Genomic DNA, 25,067 nt, shown 5'->3' on the forward strand with positions numbered 1-25,067 from the left:
TCTATTTGTATTATTTTAAATATTTGTGCTGTTTAAATTACAACTTTTATTCCTAAAATTTTATAGGACTTTTTGTCACAGGTGACCAGCCCAGTTTTTCCGTAATCTTCTTAGAGAACTCATTCAGCATCATAATTTTTTTAATGGAATCATAATACTTTTCCGGATCCTGATCCCGATACTCTTCCAGCTCCGAGGTCATTTTTTTGATAATAAAGTGAATATAATAATATTTATGGATTAAAATATCACTCTCCACTTCTACCGCCACAAAGTCACCAATAGCGGGCGGAAATATATTGCGGGTAGTCCAGTCGCTTAGCTCGTTTGGAATCATTAAAGCATCTGCCACTTTGGTGGTAATGTCTTCATCCATTAAGGTCAGAAAAAAATTTCCGGCTCTGAGCTCTTCATGCTCAATGCCTTCCTTGATGTTTTCAATAATCTTTTTATTGGTTTCAATCTGAAACTGATACTGCTCCTCTTCAAAGTGCTGGAGGATTTCTTCAATCACGGTTATTTCATATTTTTCCTGCTTATCATTTCTTCTTTGCAGGACTACATCCCCAAACATCAGCATGAGGTCAATCAGCTTATTTTCCTGGTGGAATATATTAAACTGTACGGAATCTACCTCCTGTTCCGGCTGTTGAGGAACAATTTCCAGCTTTGCTGCTTTATTTTCACGCTGCTGGGCAGTCTGGTTCTGGTTTTGGGTAATCTGCTTCTGAACATCCAGCTCATTAAAAAGACTCTGCTCGGATAGCCCGAATTTATTGGAGACTTCTTTTAAGTATACTTCCCGTTTGAGTGCATTCTGTACAAATGAAACAGACTTTACAATATTCCGGATGGCATCCGCTTTTTTTATCGGGTCATTTCCGGCTTCTTTTAAAAGTATTTCGGCTTTAAAATCAATGAAATCCGTTGCTTCCTTTTCAATAAAGTTTTCTACATACTCCTGCGGATGCTTCCTGGCAAAAGAGTCAGGATCATCCCCTTCCGGGAAGAGTAAAACCCGGATATTCATTCCTTCCGTAAGAAGCATATCTATACTTCGGAAGCTGGCTTTAATCCCGGCATTATCACCATCAAAGAGAATGGTTACATTTTCTGTCAGCCTTTTAATCAGCTTGATCTGCTCTACGGTAAGAGAAGTTCCCGAACTGGCCACCACATTCTCAATCCCCGACATATGAAGGGAAATGACATCCATATATCCCTCCACCAAAAGACAGTTATCTTTTCTGGAAATGGCCTGCTTGCTCTGGCTGAGTCCATAGAGAACATTGGATTTATGATAAATCTCCGTTTCAGGAGAGTTAAGGTATTTAGCGGTCTTTACATTATTTTTAAGAATCCTGGCTCCGAACCCCAATACCCTGCCGGAAAAACTATGAATAGGAAATATAACCCGTTCCCGGAAACGATCAATCCCCGAAGGACTGTTTTCAGGAAAAATAGAAAGTCCGGACTTTTCAAGAATATCCTGTGAATATCCTTTATCAAGAGCATATTCCGTAAATGCATTTTTCTTTTCCGGTGAATATCCCAGCTGAAACTTTCTGATGGTTTCATCTTTAAGCTCACGTTCTTTAAAATAAGCATACCCTATATTCTTTCCTTCTTCGGAATCCCAGAGCTGCTCCTGAAAATAATTATTGGCGACTTCATGGATTTTATACAGCTGATCTCTCTCAGAATGGGCCAGCTTAGCTTCTTCGGAATATTCCTGCTGGTCTTCTTCAATTTCAATTCCGTATTTTTTGGCAGCATGACGAAGTGCTTCAGGATAGGTAAAGTTTTCGATTTCCATTAAGAAAGAAATAGCGGTTCCTCCTTTCCCAGTGGAGAAATCCTTCCAGATCTGCTTACTTGGTGAAACTACAAAACTGGGTGTTTTTTCTTCATGAAAGGGACTGAGCCCTTTATAATTAGACCCTGCCCTCTTCAGCTGCACATATTCCCCTACAATCTCTTCCACCCGGATTGTCGAGAAAATTTTATCTATGGTCTGTTTTGAAATCATAGTGTAAAAATAAAGTAATTTTTAAAAATGTAACTTATAGTTACCTTTAGATTTCATTGTTTATTTTTGCACAAAAATACCCGTATGCAATTCAATATAAAAAGTATAGACAACTGGTCCGGAGTAGTGGAAGGCATTCTTCCTCATTTACAGCATAATATCCTTTTGCTAAAGGGAAACCTCGGAGCCGGAAAGACCACTTTCACGCAATTTTTATTGAAAGAACTCGGAAGTAACGATGAAGTAAGTTCTCCCACCTACTCCATTGTGAATGAATACAACACTCCCAAAGGAAAGGTATATCACTTTGATCTGTACAGGCTGAAAAATATTGAAGAAGTATACGATATCGGCATTGAAGAATATCTGGACAATTCTTTTTTATGTATTATCGAATGGCCTGAAGTGTATGAAGAAGAGCTCTACGTGCTTCAATTCCATTCCATGAGCATCGTAAACAAAGGAGATGAAAGAGAAATTATATTCGATTAAATATTATGTATCTTTGTTTAATGAATCAATTTACAAAATAACTTTCTGTAAGTCATAATTTAATTAAGGATGAGCACCACAAATATATTTACTCCTTTCACTGAAGAAGATTTAATGCCGAAGGAAGAAAAATTGGAAGTCATAAAAAAAGGAAAACAATTCAGTATTGGAATTCCTAAAGAAACCTGTCTTAATGAAAGAAGGACATGCATTACACCAGACGCCGTTCAGGTATTGGTAGAACATGGTCATGAAATCATTATTGAAGCGGGAGCCGGAAATGGATCTTTCTTTACCGACATGCAATACTCCGAATCCGGAGCGAGGATTACCACAGACCCTAAAGAAGCTTTCGGACAGGATCTGATTCTTAAGATAAATCCACCCACAGAAGAGGAAATAGACTATATGAAACCGAATACCTATCTGGTTTCTGCTCTACAAATCAATTTGAGAGACAAAGAATATTTTATAAAGCTTGCCGAAAAAAAGATCAACGCTATTGCATTTGAATTTATCGTAGATGAATATAAACAGCTGGCATTAGTAAGACTGATAGGAGAAATTGCAGGTACGGCATCCATCCTTTATGCTTCGGAATTATTAGCCCTTTCCAATGGATTAATGTTAGGCGGAATAACAGGAGTAAGACCTGCGGAAGTAATTATAATCGGGGCCGGTATCGTTGGAGAGTTTGCCACAAAAGCAGCAATAGGCTTAGGAGCCAGCGTAAAAGTCTTTGACAATTCCCTATCCAAGCTGAGAAGGCTTCATACTATTGTTGACAGCAGGGTTCCCACTTCCATCATTGATCCAAAAGAATTAGGTAAAAGCTTACGAAGAGCGGATGTGGTAATCGGGGCCCTTCCGAGATTAAATATGCAGCCTGTAGTAACGGAAGATATGGTGATGAAAATGAAAAAAGGCAGCGTTATTATCGATGTAACAATTGACAATGGTAAAGTAATTGAAACTTCAGAGCTTACCACCATGGAAGATCCCTATATCATCAAGCATGATGTAATCCACTGCGGACTTCCCAATCTTACTTCCAGAATGCCGAGAACCACCACCAAAGCCATTTCTAATTTTTTCCTTTCCTATATCCTCAATTATGATGAAGAAGGAGGTTTTGAAAATATGCTCATCCGCAAAAATGAAATGAAACAGAGCCTATATATGTATAAAGGAAGACATACCAAAAAGATCATCTGTGACCGTTTCGGACTTACTTATCATGATATCAATCTTTTAATTTTCTAAATGAAAAAACTTAAATTTTATCTTATAGGGCTTATTCCCGGACTTATCATCGTATTTTTTATTTTAAACAAAAAAGGAGCAAGCTGCAGTGGTTATTTACCCAACAGCCGTGTGATTGCAGAAACCCTCTCCAAAGATTTTAAGTATTCTGAAAATTTTCAGAATGAGATGAACAGCTATAAGGTAAATGAGAAATTTTTAAAGGATTCAATTATTACCTACGGAAAAATAGACTTCGACCGGAGTCATGCCCAGAAGGAACCGTGTCCGGATTATGTATTGATTTATCCTAAAGAAAAGCCTGTTTATGAGCTTACTTACGAAAAATGTAAAGAAGCAGTAACCTTTACCGGCATCAAAAAGCTAAATTAAAATTTCTTATGGAGGGCAATTACTATATGATCCATGACTATCTTATATTCATAGGAGTTTTTGCCATTTTTTTCTTTCTGACTTTAGGTATTTATCTTTTTAATCAGAATCAACAGCTTAAAAAAAGAAACAATAAATTATTTGAAACCAACAGGCTCATTGAACAAAGACTGAATGAAGTTCAGCTTGAACATATCGGGACCAAACTCAATCCCCACCTCTTTAAAAATATATTAAATTCGGTACAGTCTCATGCCTACCAGACGTATATGTCATTAGACAAGCTGGCCAATGTACTGGATTATATCCTTTACGAAAGCAATAATAAATATGTAAGTCCAAAGGAGGAGCTTACTTTTGCACTGAGTCTTATTGAGATTAATAAAATTAAAATAAATCCTCTATTCGACTTTAGAATTAAATCTAAAATTAATACGACGGACCCCTTGTACGAAGAAAAGGTTTTTGCCCCTCTTATCTCTGTTGATCTTATAGAAAATGCTTTTAAGCATACTGACTTTTTAGCACAGGATTCATTTATTTCCATTAATATGGAGCTGGAAAACAAAATATTTTCCATGAAAGTAATCAATAAAGCTTCCCTTAAAAATACCTTGCAAAAAGAAAAAAGCGGATTTGGGAGTCAGTCACTGGACCAAAGGTTAAAAATGATTTATAATAATCATTACAAATTGGAAAAGAGCTCAAAAAATGGTATTTTCACCGCTCAACTTACCATTAATTTAGGAGATTTTTATGATAAAATGCGTTATTCTTGATGATGAACTTCTGGCTATAAGCTATTTAAAATTGCTTTGTGAACAAATCGATAACGTAGAAGTTATAAAGGCTTATAATGACCCTAAGCTATTCCTTAACGACATTGATCAACTGGACTGCCATGTTTGTATTCTGGATATTGAAATGCCGGGAATGAACGGCTTACAGGTAGCTGAACGTATTTCACATTCTAAAAAGATTATCTTCACCACAGCTTATAAAGAATATGCTGCTGAAGCTTTTGACCTGAATGTAGTGGATTATGTAAGAAAACCTATCAAAAAAGAAAGATTGATTCAGGCATTCGAGAAAGCCCGGGAGCTCATTAATACTTCCCTCAAAAAAGACTTTATAGAATGGAATACCAATATAGGTAAGACCATTATTTTTACGGATCAGATCGCCTATATCAGTACCTCTGAAATCGATAGTCGGGATAAAGAAGTCATACTTACTGATAATTCTACAATCCTCCTGAAAAATCTAAGCTTTAAAAACTTATTGGACATACTTCCTTCACTGGATTTTGCCCAGGTCAACAAAAAAGAGATTATTGCCTTATCTTCTATCAAGGCTGTGTCCTCCAGCGAAATCATAACAACTATCTCCGTAGATGGAGAAAATTACCTTAAACTTCAAATTGGGGATATATATAGAAATTCCTTAATGCAAATGCTGGGGAAGTAGTCCTGTCAGGAGTTTGAGAGTAATAGTACTTTAGCAGTACTAGGGTTTGGAGGAGTTTGAGGATAGAGATTTTAATCTCTTGCTATTTTAGGAGCTGTTTCCCATAGTTTGAAGAAGAGAACTTCGATAGGTTAGTCATTTTTAGTATTATGGATATTCTGCGGGTTTTCTGTCCTTGATTTATTGGATTCTGTTTCCTTTGTATAGTGATTATATAAAGGTTTATTTGCAATCCTTATCTATATGCTGGATATTTTTTCTATTGATTTCTACCTTGCTTTAAATAGACTGGTTTGCCTTGTATAAAGAGGTATATAAAGATTCATTTGCAATCCCTACCTAGAGATGTTTTTGATGGATAACTATTCTGTGTGATTCCCGTCTTGCTTTAGTAGAGTTATCTGACTTTACTCTGTATAAGGATGTATAAAAGTTTCATTCGCAATCCCTACCTATAATGTTTCTCGTGGATAACTATTCTGTGTGATTCCCGTCTTGCTTTAGTAGAGTTATCTGTGTTTACTCTGTATAGGGATTGTATAAAGTTTCATTTGCAATCCCTACCTATATATGTATCTGGTGGATATCTTCTGTATAATTCCTGTCTTGCTTTAGTGATTCTGTTTCCTTTGTATAGTGATTATATAAAAACAAAAAAGTCTCATACATCAGTATGAGACTTTTAAATAAAAACTGGCGGCGACCTACTCTCCCGCGTTAGCAGTACCATCGGCGCTGGTGGGCTTAACTTCTGTGTTCGGAATGGGAACAGGTGAGCCCCACCGCTAAAACCACCCTAAAGAAGGTATATAGCTGTAGGCAGTAGGCTATAAGCTCTTGGCTTACAGCATAAAGCATACTGCTTGTTTATCGGTAAATTTCATCACAAAGGCAAAACCTGTAGCGCACTTATAAGGCTTGGTTTACAGTTTTCTGTAAAATAAACCTAATAGGCTATAAATCTACGGGTAATTAGTACTACTCGGCTATGCTGTTACCAACTTTACACCTGTAGCCTATCAACGTCGTCATCTACAACGACCCTTAAAAGATGTCTCATCTTGAGGCGAGTTTCGCACTTATATGCTTTCAGTGCTTATCTCTTCCAAACATAGCTACTCAGCGGTGCACCTGGCGGTACAACTGATACACCAGAGGTTTGTTCAATTCGGTCCTCTCGTACTAGAATCAAGTCCTCTCAAACATCTAACGCCCGCAATAGATAGAGACCGAACTGTCTCACGACGTTCTGAACCCAGCTCGCGTGCCACTTTAATGGGCGAACAGCCCAACCCTTGGGACCTTCTCCAGCCCCAGGATGTGACGAGCCGACATCGAGGTGCCGAACCTCCCCGTCGATGTGAGCTCTTGGGGGAGACTAGCCTGTTATCCCCGGAGTACCTTTTATCCTATGAGCGATGGCCCTTCCATACGGAACCACCGGATCACTATGTCCTGCTTTCGCACCTGATCGACTTGTTGGTCTCACAGTCAAGCACCCTTATGCCATTACACTCTACGCACGGTTACCAAGCGTGCTGAGGGTACCTTTGAAAGCCTCCGTTACTCTTTTGGAGGCGACCACCCCAGTCAAACTACCCACCACGCAATGTCCTTCTTTCGAAGTTAGGCTCCAAGTAAACAAAGGGTGGTATTTCAACGTTGGCTCCACCTACACTAGCGTGCAAGCTTCATAGCCTCCCACCTATCCTACACATTGTTTACTCAAAGTCAATACGAAGTTATAGTAAAGGTTCACAGGGTCTTTTCGTCCCATTGCGGGTAATCGGCATCTTCACCGATACTACAATTTCACCGAGCTCGTGGCTGAGACAGTGCCCAGATCGTTACACCATTCGTGCAGGTCGGAACTTACCCGACAAGGAATTTCGCTACCTTAGGACCGTTATAGTTACGGCCGCCGTTTACTGGGGCTTCAGTTAATGCCTTCGCTTACGCTAAGCACCTTCCTTAACCTTCCAGCACCGGGCAGGTGTCAGACCCTATACAGCATCTTTCGATTTAGCAGAGTCCTGTGTTTTTGATAAACAGTCGCCTGGGCCTCTTCACTGCGGCCTCCCCGGAGGGAGGCGTCTCTTATTCCGAAGTTACGAGACTATTTTGCCTAGTTCCTTAGCCACGACTCACTCGAGCACCTTAGGATTCTCTCCTCGACCACCTGTGTCGGTTTTGGTACGGGTTGCTTCACTTCGGCTTTTCTTGGATCAGATTACACTACAGCAGCTTCGCCCGAAGGCTAGGCCTTGACTATTCCGTCAGTCTCCAGCAGCTACATCCAACCGTCCCCTTTTATTGTGAGCAAGTATGGGAATATTAACCCATTGTCCATCCACTACCCCTTTCGGGTTCGCGTTAGGTCCCGACTAACCCTCAGCTGATTAGCATGGCTGAGGAAACCTTAGTCTTTCGGTGAGGGGGTTTCTCGCCCCCTTTATCGTTACTTATGCCTACATTTTCTTTTCTATCCGCTCCACAATACCTCACGATACTGCTTCGGCGCAAATAGAATGCTCTCCTACCAGATGTACATAAAGTACAAATCCATAGCTTCGGTAATATGCTTATGCCCGATTATTATCCATGCCGAACCGCTCGACTAGTGAGCTGTTACGCACTCTTTAAATGAATGGCTGCTTCCAAGCCAACATCCTAGCTGTCAATGCAGTTCAACCGCGTTGCTTCAACTTAGCATATATTTGGGGACCTTAGCTGGTGGTCTGGGTTCTTTCCCTTTCGGACATGGACCTTAGCACCCATGCCCTCACTGCCGACGAACATTTATTAGCATTCGGAGTTTGTCAGGAATTGGTAGGTGGTGAAACCCCCGCATCCAATCAGTAGCTCTACCTCTAATAAACTTAACATCGACGCTGCACCTAAATGCATTTCGGAGAGTACGAGCTATCTCCCAGTTTGATTGGCCTTTCACCCCTACCCACAGGTCATCCGAAGACTTTTCAACGTCAACCGGTTCGGTCCTCCACTCTGTGTTACCAGAGCTTCAACCTGCCCATGGGTAGATCACAAGGTTTCGCGTCTAATCCTACTAACTATCCGCCCTATTCAGACTCGCTTTCGCTCCGGCTCCGTAACTTAATTACTTAACCTCGCTAGTAAAATTAACTCGTAGGCTCATTATGCAAAAGGCACGCCGTCACACCTTAATGGTGCTCCGACCGCTTGTAGGCGTACGGTTTCAGGTTCTATTTCACCCTTCTATTCGAAGTGCTTTTCACCTTTCCTTCACAGTACTTGTTCACTATCGGTCTTTCAGGAGTATTTAGCCTTGGAGGATGGTCCCCCCATATTCAGACAGGATTTCACGTGTCCCGCCATACTCATTTATCATCTTTATATACCTTTCGAGTACAGGATTATCACCTTCTATGATTGTTCTTTCCAGAACATTCCTCTAAACATATAAAAACTTTTGGGCTAATCTGCTTTCGCTCGCCACTACTTACGGAATCTCTTCGATTTCTTTTCCTCCGGGTACTTAGATGTTTCAGTTCTCCGGGTTTGCCCCTCCTAAGAGGTAATACATCTTCAATGTATTGGGTTGCCCCATTCGGACATCTCGGGATCAATTCGTGTGTGCCAATCCCCCGAGCTTTTCGCAGCTTACCACGTCCTTCGTCGCCTCTGAAAGCCTAGGCATCCGCCATACGCCCTTAACGATTTCTTTCCTATTTTTTTAGGTTACTCAAGCACTTATAAGTGCTCGGTTTTCTCTTTGTGATGTCTTTACCGTTAATGTCAATGATCTTTAATTCTTCTGTATTAATGTAAAACGTATTCATGTATCAATGACGGCTCTCGTCATGAGGTTTACATGTCTAGTTTTACCAATACAAACTGTGGAGAATAAGGGAGTCGAACCCTTGACCTCCTGCGTGCAAGGCAGGCGCTCTAGCCAGCTGAGCTAATTCCCCGCTAGGTGCTTTTAGCTTTGGGCTTCTTGCTATTGGCTAAGGGCCAGTAGCTAGTCGCTATTTGCTATCCGCTTTAATTAGTAGTCTCGGGCAGGCTCGAACTGCCGACCTCTACATTATCAGTGTAGCGCTCTAACCAGCTGAGCTACGAGACTCTTTTACGAGTCATAAGGCATGAGCCAGAGGTTATTCTCTAATCCCTTTTTCATGTCTCTTTCTCTTTCCCTGATACTAATTTCTAGTGGGTTATATCTTATATATATACCAACCAAACAAAAAAACTAAAGCTTAACTTTAAGAAAGATTTTTGTACTTGCGTACTAATTTTTTTATCGTCTTACGACGCTCTAAAATGAGATGTTCCAGCCGCACCTTCCGGTACGGCTACCTTGTTACGACTTAGCCCTAGTTACCTGTTTTACCCTAGGCAGCTCCTTTTACGGTCACCGACTTCAGGTACCCCAGACTTCCATGGCTTGACGGGCGGTGTGTACAAGGCCCGGGAACGTATTCACCGCGCCATGGCTGATGCGCGATTACTAGCGATTCCAGCTTCATAGAGTCGAGTTGCAGACTCCAATCCGAACTGAGACCGGCTTTCGAGATTCGCATCACATCGCTGTGTAGCTGCCCTCTGTACCGGCCATTGTATTACGTGTGTGGCCCAAGGCGTAAGGGCCGTGATGATTTGACGTCATCCCCACCTTCCTCTCTACTTGCGTAGGCAGTCTCACTAGAGTCCCCAACTTAATGATGGCAACTAGTGACAGGGGTTGCGCTCGTTGCAGGACTTAACCTAACACCTCACGGCACGAGCTGACGACAACCATGCAGCACCTTGAAAATTGTCCGAAGAAAACCGTATTTCTACAGCTGTCAATTCCCATTTAAGCCTTGGTAAGGTTCCTCGCGTATCATCGAATTAAACCACATAATCCACCGCTTGTGCGGGCCCCCGTCAATTCCTTTGAGTTTCAAACTTGCGTTCGTACTCCCCAGGTGGCTAACTTATCACTTTCGCTTAGTCTCTGAACCCGAAAGCCCAAAAACGAGTTAGCATCGTTTACAGCGTGGACTACCAGGGTATCTAATCCTGTTCGCTCCCCACGCTTTCGTCCATCAGCGTCAGTTGTAACTTAGTAACCTGCCTTCGCAATTGGTGTTCTAAGTAATATCTATGCATTTCACCGCTACACTACTTATTCCAGCTACTTCAACTACACTCAAGACTTGCAGTATCAATGGCAGTTTCACAGTTAAGCTGTGAGATTTCACCACTGACTTACAAATCAGCCTACGGACCCTTTAAACCCAATAAATCCGGATAACGCTTGCACCCTCCGTATTACCGCGGCTGCTGGCACGGAGTTAGCCGGTGCTTATTCGTATAGTACCTTCAGCTAGATACACGTATCTAGGTTTATCCCTATACAAAAGAAGTTTACAACCCATAGGGCCGTCGTCCTTCACGCGGGATGGCTGGATCAGGCGCTAACCCATTGTCCAATATTCCTCACTGCTGCCTCCCGTAGGAGTCTGGTCCGTGTCTCAGTACCAGTGTGGGGGATCACCCTCTCAGGCCCCCTAAAGATCACTGACTTGGTGAGCCGTTACCTCACCAACTATCTAATCTTGCGCGTGCCCATCTCTATCCACCGGAGTTTTCAATAATCATTGATGCCAATAATTATATTATGGGGTATTAATCTCCCTTTCGGAAGGCTATCCCCCAGATAAAGGCAGGTTGCACACGTGTTCCGCACCCGTACGCCGCTCTCTAATTCCCGAAAGAATTATACCGCTCGGCTTGCATGTGTTAGGCCTCCCGCTAGCGTTCATCCTGAGCCAGGATCAAACTCTCCATTGTATGTTTGTATCTCTCTCTCAAAGGTTTTAACGCTTTAGTTTTTTCCTTACTTGGTTGTTATATCTTATTTCAATGATCTCTTCTCTTTCGCTACATACAAAACTAATCCTCTGTCTGTTTCATTCCGTATTTGCGAGTGCAAAAGTATGTATTTATTTCTTATCGACCAAATCTTTCTGAAAAAAAATTAAAGTTTTTTTTTAATAACCCTAAATTCCCATCCTAATTCAATCTTAACTCCTGCGCTACCCTCGATAAAAGGGTGGGCAAAGATAATCAACTTTATCTCTATATCCAAAAGTTTTTATACCTTTTTTTAAAAGATTTTTTGCTAATTTTAATTTTATACTCCTGCGCTACTGTTTCTTTTTCAGTGCTGCAAAGATAGAATCTTTTAGTCTCCCATTCCAAAAGTTTATATCCCTATTTTTTTACTTGGGGATAACTTTTATTGTAATTAGCTATTTTATAAATTGTTAGGAATTATCATTACGTTACTAACATTGATCATGGAAGTGAGATGAAGCGGTTATATTACACCGTTAGAAGAGGGAAATGAGGTGGGATTGCAAGGAAAAAAGAAGCTTTACTGCTGAGAACTATTGGGAGATTCTTCGCTCCGCTATGAAGGACATGTTATAATGTCCGTGTTAGAGGGGTAATTTTTTTTTAAATAGCCTACCCTATAATGGGCTACTTCTTTATAATAGACTACATCTTTTATTTACATTACGCTTGTTATATATATTATAGTCGTCGTTACGGTTTCGTTTATACTTAGAGAATTTCGTTACATTTTTCAGAACATTCATTACATTTAAAAAAAATTATGATTTATCATCGATATATTCTTATCAAATTTGCATTTAAAATAATGATACCATGAATTGGGGAAAGTATAGAAATATTATCTTTTATATAAGCACCATCGCCTTTTTTTCGTGCCTGATGTATTGGTTCGTTACTGAAGGGCAAACCTTAGAGGTAAAAGAGAATATTATAGTCAAAACAACGGGTGGCTCTCCGTGGGATAATTTTGCGGAATCATTTAAAACCAATCTTCACCATCCTTTAGCCTTATTACTTGCCCAGGTGGTTACTATTATTTTAGTAGCAAGATTATTCGGATGGTTTTGTATGAAAATAAAGCAACCGTCTGTCATCGGAGAAATGATTGCCGGTATTGTCCTGGGCCCTTCCCTGCTGGGAATGTATTTCCCGGAATTTTCAGCCTTTCTGTTCCCGAAGGAATCCCTGGGAAACTTGCAGTTTTTGAGCCAGATCGGACTTATCCTTTTTATGTATATCGTAGGGATGGAACTCGATCTAAGTGTTCTGAGGAAGAAAGCTCATGATGCTGTTGTAATCAGCCATGCAAGTATTATCATTCCTTTTGCATTAGGAATAGGCCTTTCTTATTATATCTACCAGGAGTTTGCACCGGAAGGTATTCAGTTTACTTCATTTGCTTTATTTATAGCTATTGCTATGAGTATCACGGCCTTCCCTGTATTAGCAAGAATCGTTCAGGAAAGAAATCTTCAGAAAACGAAACTGGGTACTATTGTGATCACGTGCGCTGCAGCTGACGATATTACTGCATGGTGCATCCTTGCTGCCGTTATTGCTATTGTAAAGGCCGGCTCCTTCACCAGTTCCATTTACGTGATTATAATGGCTATCGCTTATGTATTTTTAATGATCAAAGTGGTAAGACCTTTTCTTAAAAGAATCGGAGATTTACAAGCCGGAAAGAATACCATCAACAAATCTATGGTAGCCATCTTCTTTCTTACTTTAATCCTTTCTGCGTATGCTACGGAGGTAATCGGAATACATGCCCTGTTCGGAGCATTCATGGCCGGTGCCATTATGCCTGAAAATGCTAAGTTCCGGAATTTGTTTATTGAAAAGGTGGAAGATGTAGCATTGGTTCTGTTACTGCCTTTATTTTTTGTGTTCACAGGACTTCGTACGGAAATCGGTTTATTAAATGACAGCCACTTATGGATGATCGCCGGGTTTATCATTTTAACGGCTGTTATCGGTAAGTTTGCAGGAAGTGCATTAGCCGCAAAATTCCTCGGCATCAACTGGAAAGACAGTCTTACTATCGGGGCATTAATGAATACACGTGGTCTCATGGAACTTATCGTTCTGAATATCGGATATGACCTTGGAGTTTTGAGCCCGGAAATTTTTGCGATGATGGTCATTATGGCTTTATTCACCACATTCATGACGGGTCCAGCCCTTGATTTCATCAATTATATATTCAGATCTCATAAAGATGAAGAGGAACACATCCATGAGGATAATGGTTCCAAATATCGTGTACTGGTTTCTTTTGACAACCCGGAATCCGGAAGCACCCTGCTGAAACTGGCCCATGATTTCACCCACAAAATGAATGGTAATAAGAGTATCACAGCTATGAATATTGCGCCCGTTGAGGAAATGCATCCTTATGAAATTGATGATTATGAAAATGAAAAGTTTAAAGATGTTATAGAAACTTCTCAGGATCTTCAGTTAAAAATAACGACTCTTTTTAAAGCTTCTACCGATATAGAATCGGATCTCACCCATATTTCCAATAAAGGAAATTATGACCTGCTTCTTATTATGCTCGGAAAATCGATGTACGAGGGCAGTTTATTGGGAAGACTACTCGGATTTACTACAAAAATTATCAATCCTGAAAAATTACTCAATACCGTAAAGGGTAAAAGCCGTATTTTCAACCCCTCTCCTTTTGATGATTTTACTTTACAGATTTTGGATAAGACGAATATTCCGGTGGGAATTCTGGTGGATAAGAACTTTACGTCCGCTGACAAGGTATTCATTCCTATTTTCAATTTAAGTGACTTTTATTTGCTTGAATATGCTAAAAGGCTTATCAATAATAACAATTCCCAGATTATCATTATGGATGTAGCGGGACAAATCAGAAATAATATTGAAGTAAAAGAACTGATCCGAAGTATTGAACAGGTCGCCCCTAATCATATCACCCTGTATAACGAAAAGAAAATTGAAAAAGAGTTTTTAGAAACCCAGGATTTAATGTTAATCAGCAGTAAAAGCTGGAAAAACCTAATTGATACTAAAAGCCTGTGGCTATCCGACGTTCCTTCCACTCTTATCGTTTCCAATCCTTAGCATGCCGGAAGACTAAAATAATTTAAAAAGTAATTATTATAATTTAAAAATATTTTATAACTTCGCCCTGTGAATTTTAATCAAGAAACATATTATTACGGAATTTTTAACTCAGATCTGGGCTAGGGATTCTTATGAACATAACTTAAAACCTCGTCCTTGACGGGGTTTTTTATTTTTAATAAACATAAAAGAATGAAAATAAGTATAATTGGTATCGGATTAATCGGAGGTTCTATCGCTTTAAAACTAAGGGAAAAAGGAATTGCGGATTTTATCTATGGAATTGATCATAATGAAAAGCATCTGGAAGAAGCATTGAATTTAAATATCATCGATGAAAAGGCAGATCTGGAATATGGAATTAAAAACTCAGATCTTATTATCATTGCTATTCCTGTGGATTCCGCCCGAAAAATTCTGCCTCATGTGCTCGATCTGATTTCTGACTCCCAAACCGTGATGGACGCCGGATCTACCAAAGCCGGAATTGTAGGAGCTGTAAAGGATCATCCCAAACGTTCAAGGTTTGTGGCCTTTCACCCCATGTGGGGAACGGAAAATAGCGGCCCGAAATCCGCTATTGCAGAAAGTTTTTCAGGAAAAGCCGGAGTTATCTGTAATAAGGAAGAGTCTGCAGAAGATGCTTTGGAAATAGCTGAAAACATTGTAAAAGAACTGGATATGCATCTTATTTATATGAATGCTGAAGACCATGATGTTCATACCGCATATATTTCCCATATTTCCCACATCACCTCTTATGCACTTGCCAATACCGTTCTGGAGAAGGAACGAGAAGAAGACACTATTTTCCAGCTTGCCAGTTCAGGTTTCTCAAGTACGGTAAGGCTTGCAAAATCCCATCCTGAAATGTGGGTACCGATTTTTAAGCAGAATAAAGAAAATGTGCTTGATGTTTTGAATGAGCATATTACCCAGCTTAGGAAATTTAAATCTGCGCTGGAAAAGGAAAATTACGAATACCTGGAAGAGCTGATCAGTAATGCTAATAAAATAAGAGGGATACTTGATAAGTAATTCTCTTGTGGAGTTTTCTATTAAGGGTTGGGAGATTCTTCATTGCGCTGCGCTTCATTCTGAATGACAGTAGGAATTACAGTTAATGATTAAAGTTGAGGGCCTTTGGTTGGAATGATTGGGAGATCAATTTTTAAGTAAACTTAATGAGTGTCATATCTTTGATTATGGAATATAATAATAGGAACACTTATCAAGTATTCCTATTGTGATTTTTTTATATTACGGGTTTGAGATTCTTCATTGCGCTGCGCTTCATTCTGAATGACAGGGGAATAATTACATTTAATTATTGAAATTGTAGATTCTTCGGTTTGAATGACAGGGCGTGAATAACTAGCACTCAGGGACGTTAACGGCGATTGCAAGTCCACCTTCAGAGGTTTCCTTGAACCTGTCACTCATCGATAAAGCTGTTTCCCACATCGTCTGGATCACTTCATCAAGGCTTACCCGGGCTTTGGTAGGATCACTTTCTAATGCAATATTGGCGGCTGTAATAGCTTTTATGGCTCCCATCGTATTTCTTTCAATACAAGGGATCTGCACCAGACCTTTAATCGGGTCACAGGTTAATCCCAAATGATGCTCCATTGCTATTTCCGCTGCCATTAATACCTGTCCTACATTTCCTCCTAAGATTTCTGTAAGCCCCGCTGCTGCCATTGCCGAAGAAACTCCTACTTCTGCCTGACAGCCCCCCATCGCAGCCGAAATAGTGGCATTCTTTTTAAATAATGTTCCAATCTCTCCTGCCACCAATAAAAATCTCACGATATCATCTTCACTGGTAAAAGGCGTGAAAGCCTGGGAATACATTAAGACAGCCGGTATAACTCCGCTGGCACCATTGGTAGGCGCGGTAATGATGCGGCCAAAACTGGCATTTTCTTCATTTACAGCTAAAGCAAAGCAGGCTATCCATTTATTAATATTGGTAAAATTTTCTTCTGCATCTACGACTAGCTGAAACCATTCTTCTTTATTTTTATAGACCTTTTCACCGAGCAGCTTTCTGTTAATTCCTGCTGCTCTCCGGGAAACATTTAACCCTCCCGGTAAAACGCCTTCTTTATTCACTCCATTATAGATGCATTCTTTGATCTGCTGCCAGATGTATAGTGCTTCTTTTCGCGTTTCTTCCTGCGGTCTCCAGCTTTCCTCGTTTACAAAAATAAGATCTGAAAATTTTTTAAAACCGAATTTTTCACAGTATTTTAATACATCAGCCCCGTGATGACAAGGATATAATGTTCTTACACAATCTTTTTCTATGGAATTTTTTTCCTGGGTAGCAATAAAGCCCCCTCCTACTGAATAATAATCCTGAACCAGCTCGGTTCCATCTTCAAAAACAGCTCTGAAAATCATTCCGTTGGGATGGAAATCCAAAGATTTTTCCATATTCAGGATAAGATGATGACCATAAATAAATGGAATAATTTTTTGTCCTCCGAGATTGAGTAGCTGCTCATCCTTGATTTTAGCAACTTTCTCATCTATTTTTGATGTATTAATTGTTTTGAAATTCTCGCCACTCAGTCCCAACATTCCTGCTATATCTGTTCCATGTCCGATTCCTGTCTTTGCCAAAGAGCCGAAAAACTCTACGAAGACCTCCTTCACGGACTGAACGGATTTCTCCCTGGCAATTAAGCTGATAAAAGATGTAGCAGCATTCCAGGGCCCCATTGTATGGGAGCTTGAAGGACCGATTCCTACTTTAATGATTTCAAAAACCGATATTGATTCCATAATTATAATTCACCATTTCTTTTGAAGGGCAAATATACATGATAATTACAATAAAAAAGCTCTATTACTATCGATTAAATATATTTTAATAATGATCCCTACCAATTGATACATTCTTCATGCTGAGATAGGTCTAGGCCTTTGTTTTCAGATTCTTCGGAGACTCTTAATGTGATGATCCGATTGGTAATCTTGTATAATAGAAGTGATCCAAAAAAAGCAAATGCAGAGACCAATACCAACGCCATCATATGATGGGCAAAAACACCAATTCCACCATGAAGTAAACTGGCATTCTCACCATGGGCAAATATAGCCGTAAGGATCATTCCCATGATTCCTCCTACTCCATGGCAGGCAAAAACGTCAAGGGTATCATCAATTTTTTTAAGTTTTTTCCAGTTAACCATCAGGTTGGAAACAATGGCAGAAATAAATCCTATGAAAAGACTTTCAGGAATAGAAACAAATCCACATCCCGGCGTTATGGCGACCAAACCTACCACAGCACCAATGCATGCCCCTAAAGCCGATACACTTCGCCCGTTGATCCTGTCAAAAAATATCCAGGTCATCATAGCTGATGCCGAAGCAATGGTAGTGGTTCCAAAAGCTGTTGCGGCCGTAGCATTCGCAGACAGTGCCGATCCGGCATTAAAACCGAACCACCCGAACCATAGCATTCCCGTACCCAACATTACAAAAGGAATATTGGAAGGCTCATGGTGAGGATTCTTTCTGTTTCCTACTACAATGGCTCCCGCCAAAGCCGCAAAACCTGCACTCATATGAACTACCGTGCCTCCGGCAAAATCTTTAACTCCGAAATATTTATTCAAAAGACCTTCCGGATGCCATACCATATGACACAAAGGGGTATAAATAAATAAACTGAACAGTACCATAAACAGCAGATAAGAAATAAATCTTACCCTTTCCGCAAATGACCCGGTGATAAGTGCGGGTGTAATAACTGCGAATTTCATTTGAAACAACGCAAACAGCACGAAAGGAATGGTTGAAGCCATCATCTTATGAGGCTGAACACCCACGCGGCTGAAAAAGGGATAGCTTAAAGGATTTCCTATAATACCGTAATGTTCTCCATTAATCGTAAAACCCAATGAATCCCCAAAAGAAAGGGAAAAACCTATTACTACCCAAAGTATGGAAATAACTCCCAGGGCAATAAAACTCTGTAACATGGTAGATATCACATTTTTCTTACCCACCATTCCTCCATAAAAAAATGATAATCCCGGGGTCATGAGAAGGACGAGACCGGCTGCTGCCAGAATCCAGGCCACATCGGATCCTACAATATGATCTTCTGAGAGAAATTCCCCGGTATTGGGAAATTCATTGATAGGGCTCCAAAAGAGTCCGCCGATCGCAACAAGTGTTATTATTGAAAATGAAACGATCCATTTTAATCCGATTTTCATGAAATTTATTTTTAACCCCTCAAAATTAAAAATAAATTCGATAAAAATTATATTTTTTTTTACAACACCCCCTATTATTTAAAGCAATATATTAATTTTATTCAAAAATCCCATTAAGAATCTTAGACACTTCTTTATATTTGATCGCAGGAAAAAGATGGGTCCCGCCTTTTATGACATAATTGGGTCTGGAATTTTTAATAGGAAAAACGATATCCTTATCACCCAAAATCTGAATAACATTATTGTTCTCTTCAAACTTCCATTCGGAAATCCTTTGTATAGACCATTTCAGATAGTAAGGATCTCTTACCCGGAAATACTGTAATACTTTAGGGTTCTGAGGATCAAATATTTTTCGCATCACAGAATAGAACATCGTACTTTTATCATTGAAGAAGCTTGCCGGAATTATTTTAGGAATTTTAGTAATCTCCCCCATTTTTATAAGTCTGGATTTTTCTTTGTCCGACCTGATGCTTCCCATAATCACCACTTTTTCCGCAGCTTTGATCTTATTGATCTCCTGAACCACAATTCCTCCAAATGAATACCCTAAAAGATAGAAGGGTTCTGATTCATCTATTTTACCCGCCATTCTCTCCACATAGCTGGAAAAGGTTTCATCTTTTTCAGGAATAAGCCAATCTAAAAATACAATGGTATGCTGTTCTGAAAATTCCAGTTTTTCCAGCACTTTAAAATCTGCTCCCAGTCCGCTTATTACATAAATTTTCATACTACTAAAATAAAAAATATGGATAACTTTTAAAAATAAAAGCTATCCATATTTTTTTAATTCTATGAATAAACAATAAGATATCCGGCTACCTTACAGCTTCTTTTCATTATCTAATTTTTCAGTAGACACTCTGAACTGAATATCCATTTCATCTTTAATGAAATAGTCTTTTAATGAAGACTGATAGAATATTTTGAAGTCTTTTCTGTTCAAGGAAAATTTAGCTGATTCTATGACTACTGTAAATTGGGTTACATATACATTCGCTGGAAAAGAAATGGTTTTTCTGATTCCTTTCAGCGTAAGATTACCATATACCGTGGAATTGTACTCACTATTTTTCAAAGGAATAATTTTCGTCAGGTGAAATTTGGCAATAGGGAATTTTTTAACTTCAAAAAAGTTGGTTCCTTTAAGTTCATTGGTAAGCTTTACCTGATCTTCTTCTGACACATCACCCGCCATTAAACTCCTCATATCAATCACAAATTCACCGTCTACCAAAACCGTCTTGTCAAAGTTGAATTTTCCGCTTTTTAATTTTAAAGTACCTGAATTGGATGAAGCTTCCATTTTTACCACTTTGTATCCCCACCACTTAATTTCGGATGAAACCACCTTGGAAACTTTAGTATCTCCTTTCTTTTGAGCAAAGGTAAATGATATGCTTGCACACATCATAACAAACAATAGTAATCTTTTCATTCTTTTTTATTTACAATTCAACAAAAATAAAAAAAAGTGTAGAACTTCTACACTTTTAACAATCTTTTTTTGAGTAAATTATTTAGCTGTTACCTTTACAAGCATATCAATATCATCTTTCACAAAAACATCCTGCATGGTAGATTTGTAAGCTACATCAAATTTCTGTCTGTCGAAAGAAAATTTATTGGATACCAGACTTACTACTCCTTTGCTGTACTGAATTTTTGCAGGGAAAGAAATAGTGTTGGTTTTTCCTTTAACCGTTAAGTTCCCTGTTACCACATAATTGTAGATTTTATCATTGTTTTTCTTAACAGAAGTAATTTTGAAAGCAGCCGTAGGATATTTCTCCACTTCAAAGAAATCTCCGTTTTTAAGGTGTCCGTTCAGCTTTGTCTGGGATTCTCCTGAAACATCCGTAGCATTAATGGAAGTCATATCCAGTACGAAAGAACCTCCTACCAGTTCATTTCCTTTCATTACCATATCACCGGATTTTACTTTTACTGTTCCGTCATGGGAAGTAGCTTCAGATTTTGAAACTTTATATCCCCACCAGTGAACATCTGAAGCCACTACTTTTTTGGATTGTCCGAACGCAAGACCACTTGCCAATACTGCTAATAAAAATATTTTTTTCATGAATAAATATAATAAGTTATTTATGCTGCAAATTTATGGACCCATTCTCCAGGTTGTATTGATGTAGATCAATAAAATCATTTATTCTCACGAATAACATCCTGTGCAGTTGCCATAAATAAAAAACCTCTCCGTTCTGAAGAGGTTCTTACATTTAATTTTAAATAAAACTCACTATTTTCCTAAAGCGATATTGTACGCCGCACCGATTCCGATATTACCTACATTATATTTCTGATTGGCAACATCTCCTCTGTTTCCTACAAATACTTTCTGATACTGAACAAAGAAGTTCCAGTCCCTGTTATGAAAACCTACTTCAGGCTTGATATAAAACCCTCCATCCGGTCTATTAACATTTGAATCGGAAGCCACTTTTTCATTTCCTGTTAAAAAGCCGTATCCTATATCACTTCCTACATAAAAACCTGTTTTTTCAGGGTAATATCTTAATAATACCGCCGCAGGAACCACTCCTACACTTTTGTTATCCCACCCTTTATTATTTCTTTTAAAATATTGGGTATATCCTGAAGCGATACCTAAACCAAAGCTTGGAGTCACTAAATACTGATAGGCAACATCAGCACCAATGGCCGCTGAAAGATTATCATTAGGCACGGCAATTCCGGCATTCAATCCGACTTTCAAAGTATTTCTCATGCTTGTAGTGTGTGCATCAGTACTTTGAGCGCTCATTATTCCTGCTGTTAAAATCCCTGCTAATAAAGCAGCTTGTTTAATCTTTTTCATCATTTGTTATTTTAATAGTACAAATGTACAATATGGAAATGATAGATACCATTGATCTAAATCAATAAAATCAATTAATTATATAAATAACTGAAATAAAAAAATCCCGGAAAACCGGGATTTTTATTTATAATGACAAAATTTATTTATTCCTGAAAATAGGCAGAATAAAGAGCTATTCCATGCAATGCTCCTTTATCTTTTGTCACGAGATGGATCGGAATGTTTCTTAACATATCTTCCATCTTGTCACTGATTTTAAATTTCTCATAGAATTTCTCCTTATCAATATACTTCTGGATCAGCTGAGGAATATCTCCTGAAATCAGTAATCCACCGGTAGCTTTCAGCTTAAGGGTTAAGTTATTCGCTTCTCTAGCCAGGAATTCTAAAAATGTTTCCAAAGTAATTTTACAGATCATGACATCATCTTCCACGGCGGCTCTGTATATTTCTTCCGTAAAGTTTCCGTTCGCAAGACGGTCGGATAACCATTCAGGTTCCGGATGTCTTTTTACATCTCTTAAGAAACGGTAGATATTGAAAAGTCCGGTTTTTGATAAAACATTTTCCCAGCTTACGATTCCATAAATATTATTCAGGAACTGATAGAACTCCACTTCCACATTGGTTCTTGGGGAAAATTCGGAATGTCCTCCTTCTGTGGCAAAGGGTCTGAGATATTTTCCGTCAAAATAATATCCGGCTTCTCCTAATCCGTTACCAGGCGCTAAAATAGCTACATTCCCTTTTTCCGGATGATCACTTGTATAAATGGCATCCAGGTCACTGTCCTCCAACAATCCCATTCCGTATGCGGTAGCTTCGAGATCATTGAGCATATATACTCTATCAAATCCGAAATCTCTTTTATATTCTTCCACATCCAGCCCCCAGTTTAATCTTGCAGGACTGCTTTTACCGTCAATTACCGGTCCGGGAACAGCTAATCCCAATCTTTTTACATCCTGAAGCTGTCTATCTTCAATAAACTTTTTCAAAACTGCTGAAAAAGAGGAAAATTCTTTTGTATGATAACTATTTTGAAATTTTATTTCAATACCTCCATTTTCAGAAACATAATATCCTAAAGTCGTAATATCTTCACGGAGATTTGCCCCGATAATTGATACATTATTATTCCCATTTTTTACCCCTGGTAAGTACAGCGGAAATTTTGGATTCAGGTTCATAATTTCAAATTTTACCAAAGATAATAATTGTTTTCCTAAAAACCTTGCCCAACAAAAAAACCTTTTCAAAAAATTGAAAAGGTTTTGATTAATAATTGGTTATATATTAAATCTAACTACTTTTATTATTGTCCTAAAGCGATATTATAAGCAACTCCGACTCCAATGTTCCCCACATTATAATCCTGATTTACCAAATCTCCTTTACTTCCTACAAATACTTTCTGATACTGAACAAAGAAATTCCAGTCTCTGTTGTGATATCCGATCTCCGGCTTGATGTAGAAACCTCCATCCGGTCTGTCTACATTCACATTGGATGCTACTTTGCTGTTTCCTACCAGGAACCCGTATCCTAAGTCTGTTCCGAAATAGAAACCTGTTTTCTTAGGGTAATATCTTAATAAAGCTCCTACAGGAACAACTCCTACATCATTATTTTTGTAACCGTTATTGTCTTTGCTAAAATAGTGAGTATATCCTGAAGCAATACCAATTCCAAAACTTGGATTTATCAGGTACTGGTAAGCTATATCCGCTCCAAGAGATGCAGAAAGATTATCTGCAGGAACAGCTAAACCAACATTTGCTCCTACTTTCAACATATTTTTCATACTTACATTCTGCTGTTGGGCGCTTGCATATCCTGCTGTTAAGATCCCAGCTACCAAGATTGCCTGTTTAAAAATTTTCATAACTCTATTTTTATAAATTTTACTCACCTAGGAGCTGTAAAAATCGTGCCAAAACAGCAATCTACCTTCACGAGCCCTCTTATATAAGCTTTAATTAAATGATTGATAATATGTTAAAGTTTCATAAAAAATAAAATTTCAACTTCATTAAATTCTGCAATCACAGATTTCCATCCGGTTTATTTCCGGGCATAAAAAAACCTTACAAAGAAATTTTTGTAAGGTTCTATAATTACTAACTTTACTTCTAAGGTTTATTTGAAGCAATTTGCTTATTATCATCTTTTTTTTCAGTAAATTTCTTAAGCAGATATTCCAGCACTAAAGGGGCCAGAATAGTTAGGATAGTTTTGAATATTCTTGATTTCATAATGCAGATTTTAAATACATAATTACAATTTTCAAGCCATAATTTATTTCATGGATAAAATTTCTATTCTTCGGTTTGTGTGAGCCGCTCATAGTTCTGTTGAGCGGATTTAAACTTTTCTTCCATCCTTAACCTCAGCTTTTTAGGCTGATGAACGGTTAAGCTTTCTCCGAAACCCAGCAGAAGCCTTTCCAGTTCATAGTTGATCTGAACACAGATCTTAAACAAGGTTCCCCCGGGGGTTTCACTCATAATTTCCTGACTTGCATGCAAAGGTTTTGTCTTTACATAAGGCGCATTGGAAGTGTCAACAAAAAAGATCACATTTCTGGGAGCCATAGTTTCCGAGACCGTTACCCCTACAATATTTTTAAAGTATTCATCCCCATCAATATGTTTATCGATATAGCTAAGCTTTTCTTCTACCGATATTTCCTCCATCCTGTCCAATGCCAGGTTATACATTTTTCCTTTATAAAGGCAGATAAGAAACCACCGGTTATTATATTCTTTTAACAATTGGGGATGTATGACAAACGCATTCGGCTCTCTCGCCGTAAAGCTTTTATACAAAATTTTCAATACTTTCTTATTGAGAATAGCCTCATATAAAACATCAATATGCTCCAGCCCTTTCAGCTGCTCATTTTTATCCAGATGGATAATAGATTTCTGAGTGGTGGAATGAACAGAATCTTCCAGCTTCTGGATTACTCCGTTCATCTCTTTAAACATGGAAAAATCCTTGAACTGCTTCAAAATCTGAATGGCATTGTTCATCGCCTTGAGATCGCTTTCATTGACAGAAATATTATGGATGCTGTAATCAGGATCACTGTACCGGTAATATTTCCTTTCATACACTTCAATAGGAGCTTCATACCCAAACTTTTCACTTCGCATATTCTGCAGATCCAGCTGTATGGTTCTTTTACTCACATAAGATTCTTTGCCTTCATACTCAAATAACGCTTCGGAACATTCGTCAATAAGGTCTTCGAGCGTATATTTCCGGTATTTGTTCTTAAGGCATCTATCTAAGGTTTTGTAGCGTATAAGCGCATTTTTATTCGATGACATGATAGTTTCATTTATAAAGCATCTGAAAATCCAGG

18 protein-coding genes, 2 tRNA genes and 3 rRNA genes are annotated in these 25,067 nt (G+C 38.7%); 7 read left to right on the top strand and 16 right to left on the bottom strand.

Annotated elements, in window-relative coordinates:
- Window positions 1–52: 52 nt before the first annotated feature.
- Window positions 53–2,029, bottom strand: a complete 1,977-nt coding sequence (gene dnaG, locus ABJ974_RS11040) for a DNA primase (RefSeq protein WP_419868308.1) — start codon at window positions 2,027–2,029, stop codon at window positions 53–55.
- An 84-nt stretch (window positions 2,030–2,113) separates the two neighbouring features.
- On the opposite strand from dnaG, the gene tsaE reads away from it, so the two are divergent.
- The 5 genes from tsaE to ABJ974_RS11065 all read left to right on the top strand — a co-directional run bounded on the left by tsaE (window position 2,114) and on the right by ABJ974_RS11065 (window position 5,623).
- Entirely contained in the window at window positions 2,114–2,521 is a 408-nt protein-coding gene (gene tsaE, locus ABJ974_RS11045; RefSeq protein WP_419868309.1) for a tRNA (adenosine(37)-N6)-threonylcarbamoyltransferase complex ATPase subunit type 1 TsaE, read from the top strand.
- 69 nt (window positions 2,522–2,590) lie between these two features.
- The gene (locus ABJ974_RS11050) at window positions 2,591–3,784 is read left to right on the top strand and encodes an alanine dehydrogenase (RefSeq protein ID WP_419868310.1); all 1,194 of its coding nucleotides are present in this window, start codon (window positions 2,591–2,593) and stop codon (window positions 3,782–3,784) included.
- Window positions 3,785–4,156 (top strand): hypothetical protein, encoded by a 372-nt coding sequence (locus tag ABJ974_RS11055; protein WP_419868311.1) that lies wholly within the window; start codon window positions 3,785–3,787, stop codon window positions 4,154–4,156.
- Window positions 4,157–4,164: 8 nt separating this feature from the next.
- On the top strand, window positions 4,165–4,935 hold the full coding sequence (locus ABJ974_RS11060) for a histidine kinase (RefSeq protein WP_419868312.1): 771 nt from the start codon (window positions 4,165–4,167) through the stop codon (window positions 4,933–4,935).
- Entirely contained in the window at window positions 4,913–5,623 is a 711-nt protein-coding gene (locus ABJ974_RS11065; protein ID WP_419868313.1) for a LytR/AlgR family response regulator transcription factor, read from the top strand. The genes ABJ974_RS11060 and ABJ974_RS11065 overlap by 23 nt, the downstream gene beginning before the upstream one ends.
- A 691-nt stretch (window positions 5,624–6,314) precedes the next feature.
- Here the strand turns inward: ABJ974_RS11065 and rrf are convergent.
- The 5 genes from rrf to ABJ974_RS11090 form a co-directional block, all read right to left on the bottom strand.
- Window positions 6,315–6,422, bottom strand: a 5S ribosomal RNA gene (gene rrf / locus ABJ974_RS11070).
- Between the two features lie 153 nt (window positions 6,423–6,575).
- Window positions 6,576–9,329, bottom strand: a 23S ribosomal RNA gene (locus ABJ974_RS11075).
- Between the two features lie 173 nt (window positions 9,330–9,502).
- Window positions 9,503–9,576, bottom strand: a tRNA-Ala gene (locus ABJ974_RS11080).
- An 81-nt stretch (window positions 9,577–9,657) separates the two neighbouring features.
- Window positions 9,658–9,731, bottom strand: a tRNA-Ile gene (locus ABJ974_RS11085).
- Between the two features lie 195 nt (window positions 9,732–9,926).
- Window positions 9,927–11,443, bottom strand: a 16S ribosomal RNA gene (locus ABJ974_RS11090).
- The 16S, 23S and 5S rRNA genes sit together here with 2 tRNA genes alongside, the layout of an rRNA operon.
- 882 nt (window positions 11,444–12,325) lie before the next feature.
- Between ABJ974_RS11090 and ABJ974_RS11095 the strand changes: the two genes are divergently transcribed.
- Together ABJ974_RS11095 and ABJ974_RS11100 are read left to right on the top strand one after the other, a co-directional pair.
- Entirely contained in the window at window positions 12,326–14,608 is a 2,283-nt protein-coding gene (locus ABJ974_RS11095) for a cation:proton antiporter (protein WP_419868314.1), read from the top strand.
- 195 nt (window positions 14,609–14,803) lie between these two features.
- The gene (locus ABJ974_RS11100; protein WP_419868315.1) at window positions 14,804–15,649 is read left to right on the top strand and encodes a prephenate dehydrogenase; all 846 of its coding nucleotides are present in this window, start codon (window positions 14,804–14,806) and stop codon (window positions 15,647–15,649) included.
- 336 nt (window positions 15,650–15,985) lie between these two features.
- On the opposite strand, the gene ABJ974_RS11105 is transcribed toward ABJ974_RS11100, so the two are convergent.
- The 10 genes from ABJ974_RS11105 to ABJ974_RS11150 all read right to left on the bottom strand — a co-directional run bounded on the left by ABJ974_RS11105 (window position 15,986) and on the right by ABJ974_RS11150 (window position 25,032).
- Window positions 15,986–17,404 carry an L-serine ammonia-lyase gene (locus ABJ974_RS11105; protein ID WP_419868316.1) on the bottom strand — a complete coding sequence of 473 codons (1,419 nt, stop codon included), beginning with the start codon at window positions 17,402–17,404 and terminating at the stop codon, window positions 15,986–15,988.
- A gap of 98 nt (window positions 17,405–17,502) precedes the next feature.
- Window positions 17,503–18,849, bottom strand: a complete 1,347-nt coding sequence (locus ABJ974_RS11110; RefSeq protein ID WP_419868317.1) for an ammonium transporter — start codon at window positions 18,847–18,849, stop codon at window positions 17,503–17,505.
- Window positions 18,850–18,946: 97 nt separating this feature from the next.
- The gene (locus ABJ974_RS11115; protein WP_419868318.1) at window positions 18,947–19,588 is read right to left on the bottom strand and encodes an alpha/beta hydrolase; all 642 of its coding nucleotides are present in this window, start codon (window positions 19,586–19,588) and stop codon (window positions 18,947–18,949) included.
- Window positions 19,589–19,681: 93 nt separating this feature from the next.
- The gene (locus tag ABJ974_RS11120) at window positions 19,682–20,296 is read right to left on the bottom strand and encodes a YceI family protein (RefSeq protein WP_419868319.1); all 615 of its coding nucleotides are present in this window, start codon (window positions 20,294–20,296) and stop codon (window positions 19,682–19,684) included.
- A 78-nt stretch (window positions 20,297–20,374) separates the two neighbouring features.
- A complete protein-coding gene (locus ABJ974_RS11125; RefSeq protein ID WP_419868320.1) occupies window positions 20,375–20,941 on the bottom strand; it encodes a YceI family protein in 567 nt (188 codons plus the stop codon).
- Window positions 20,942–21,115: 174 nt separating this feature from the next.
- Window positions 21,116–21,694: a hypothetical protein gene (locus ABJ974_RS11130; protein ID WP_419870969.1), complete on the bottom strand. Its 579-nt coding sequence runs from the start codon at window positions 21,692–21,694 to the stop codon at window positions 21,116–21,118.
- 146 nt (window positions 21,695–21,840) lie between these two features.
- Window positions 21,841–22,887: a glucokinase gene (locus ABJ974_RS11135; protein ID WP_419868321.1), complete on the bottom strand. Its 1,047-nt coding sequence runs from the start codon at window positions 22,885–22,887 to the stop codon at window positions 21,841–21,843.
- Between the two features lie 125 nt (window positions 22,888–23,012).
- Window positions 23,013–23,582, bottom strand: coding sequence for a hypothetical protein (locus ABJ974_RS11140; RefSeq protein WP_419868322.1), 570 nt, complete (start codon window positions 23,580–23,582; stop codon window positions 23,013–23,015).
- 247 nt (window positions 23,583–23,829) lie between these two features.
- Entirely contained in the window at window positions 23,830–23,952 is a 123-nt protein-coding gene (locus ABJ974_RS11145; RefSeq protein ID WP_419868323.1) for a hypothetical protein, read from the bottom strand.
- Between the two features lie 63 nt (window positions 23,953–24,015).
- The gene (locus tag ABJ974_RS11150; protein WP_419868324.1) at window positions 24,016–25,032 is read right to left on the bottom strand and encodes a helix-turn-helix transcriptional regulator; all 1,017 of its coding nucleotides are present in this window, start codon (window positions 25,030–25,032) and stop codon (window positions 24,016–24,018) included.
- Window positions 25,033–25,067 lie beyond the last annotated feature (35 nt).

Origin of the sequence: Chryseobacterium sp. CT-SW4, assembly GCF_048572715.1 — a bacterium.
In the GTDB taxonomy this organism is placed as follows: Bacteria; Bacteroidota; Bacteroidia; order Flavobacteriales; family Weeksellaceae; genus Chryseobacterium.

What these genes read in the sequence shown, in the direction of transcription:
- ABJ974_RS11145 (WP_419868323.1), bottom strand. Translation starts at nt 23,952, where the DNA reads ATGAAATCAAGAATATTCAAAACTATCCTAACTATTCTGGCCCCTTTA.
- ABJ974_RS11125 (WP_419868320.1), bottom strand. Translation starts at nt 20,941, where the DNA reads ATGAAAAAAATATTTTTATTAGCAGTATTGGCAAGTGGTCTTGCGTTC.
- ABJ974_RS11065 (WP_419868313.1), top strand. Translation starts at nt 4,913, where the DNA reads ATGATAAAATGCGTTATTCTTGATGATGAACTTCTGGCTATAAGCTAT.
- ABJ974_RS11095 (WP_419868314.1), top strand. Translation starts at nt 12,326, where the DNA reads ATGAATTGGGGAAAGTATAGAAATATTATCTTTTATATAAGCACCATC.
- ABJ974_RS11055 (WP_419868311.1), top strand. Translation starts at nt 3,785, where the DNA reads ATGAAAAAACTTAAATTTTATCTTATAGGGCTTATTCCCGGACTTATC.
- ABJ974_RS11110 (WP_419868317.1), bottom strand. Translation starts at nt 18,849, where the DNA reads ATGAAAATCGGATTAAAATGGATCGTTTCATTTTCAATAATAACACTT.
- ABJ974_RS11115 (WP_419868318.1), bottom strand. Translation starts at nt 19,588, where the DNA reads ATGAAAATTTATGTAATAAGCGGACTGGGAGCAGATTTTAAAGTGCTG.
- ABJ974_RS11105 (WP_419868316.1), bottom strand. Translation starts at nt 17,404, where the DNA reads ATGGAATCAATATCGGTTTTTGAAATCATTAAAGTAGGAATCGGTCCT.
- dnaG (WP_419868308.1), bottom strand. Translation starts at nt 2,029, where the DNA reads ATGATTTCAAAACAGACCATAGATAAAATTTTCTCGACAATCCGGGTG.
- ABJ974_RS11135 (WP_419868321.1), bottom strand. Translation starts at nt 22,887, where the DNA reads ATGAACCTGAATCCAAAATTTCCGCTGTACTTACCAGGGGTAAAAAAT.
- tsaE (WP_419868309.1), top strand. Translation starts at nt 2,114, where the DNA reads ATGCAATTCAATATAAAAAGTATAGACAACTGGTCCGGAGTAGTGGAA.
- ABJ974_RS11140 (WP_419868322.1), bottom strand. Translation starts at nt 23,582, where the DNA reads ATGAAAATTTTTAAACAGGCAATCTTGGTAGCTGGGATCTTAACAGCA.
- ABJ974_RS11060 (WP_419868312.1), top strand. Translation starts at nt 4,165, where the DNA reads ATGGAGGGCAATTACTATATGATCCATGACTATCTTATATTCATAGGA.
- ABJ974_RS11100 (WP_419868315.1), top strand. Translation starts at nt 14,804, where the DNA reads ATGAAAATAAGTATAATTGGTATCGGATTAATCGGAGGTTCTATCGCT.
- ABJ974_RS11050 (WP_419868310.1), top strand. Translation starts at nt 2,591, where the DNA reads ATGAGCACCACAAATATATTTACTCCTTTCACTGAAGAAGATTTAATG.
- ABJ974_RS11120 (WP_419868319.1), bottom strand. Translation starts at nt 20,296, where the DNA reads ATGAAAAGATTACTATTGTTTGTTATGATGTGTGCAAGCATATCATTT.
- ABJ974_RS11150 (WP_419868324.1), bottom strand. Translation starts at nt 25,032, where the DNA reads ATGTCATCGAATAAAAATGCGCTTATACGCTACAAAACCTTAGATAGA.
- ABJ974_RS11130 (WP_419870969.1), bottom strand. Translation starts at nt 21,694, where the DNA reads ATGAAAAAGATTAAACAAGCTGCTTTATTAGCAGGGATTTTAACAGCA.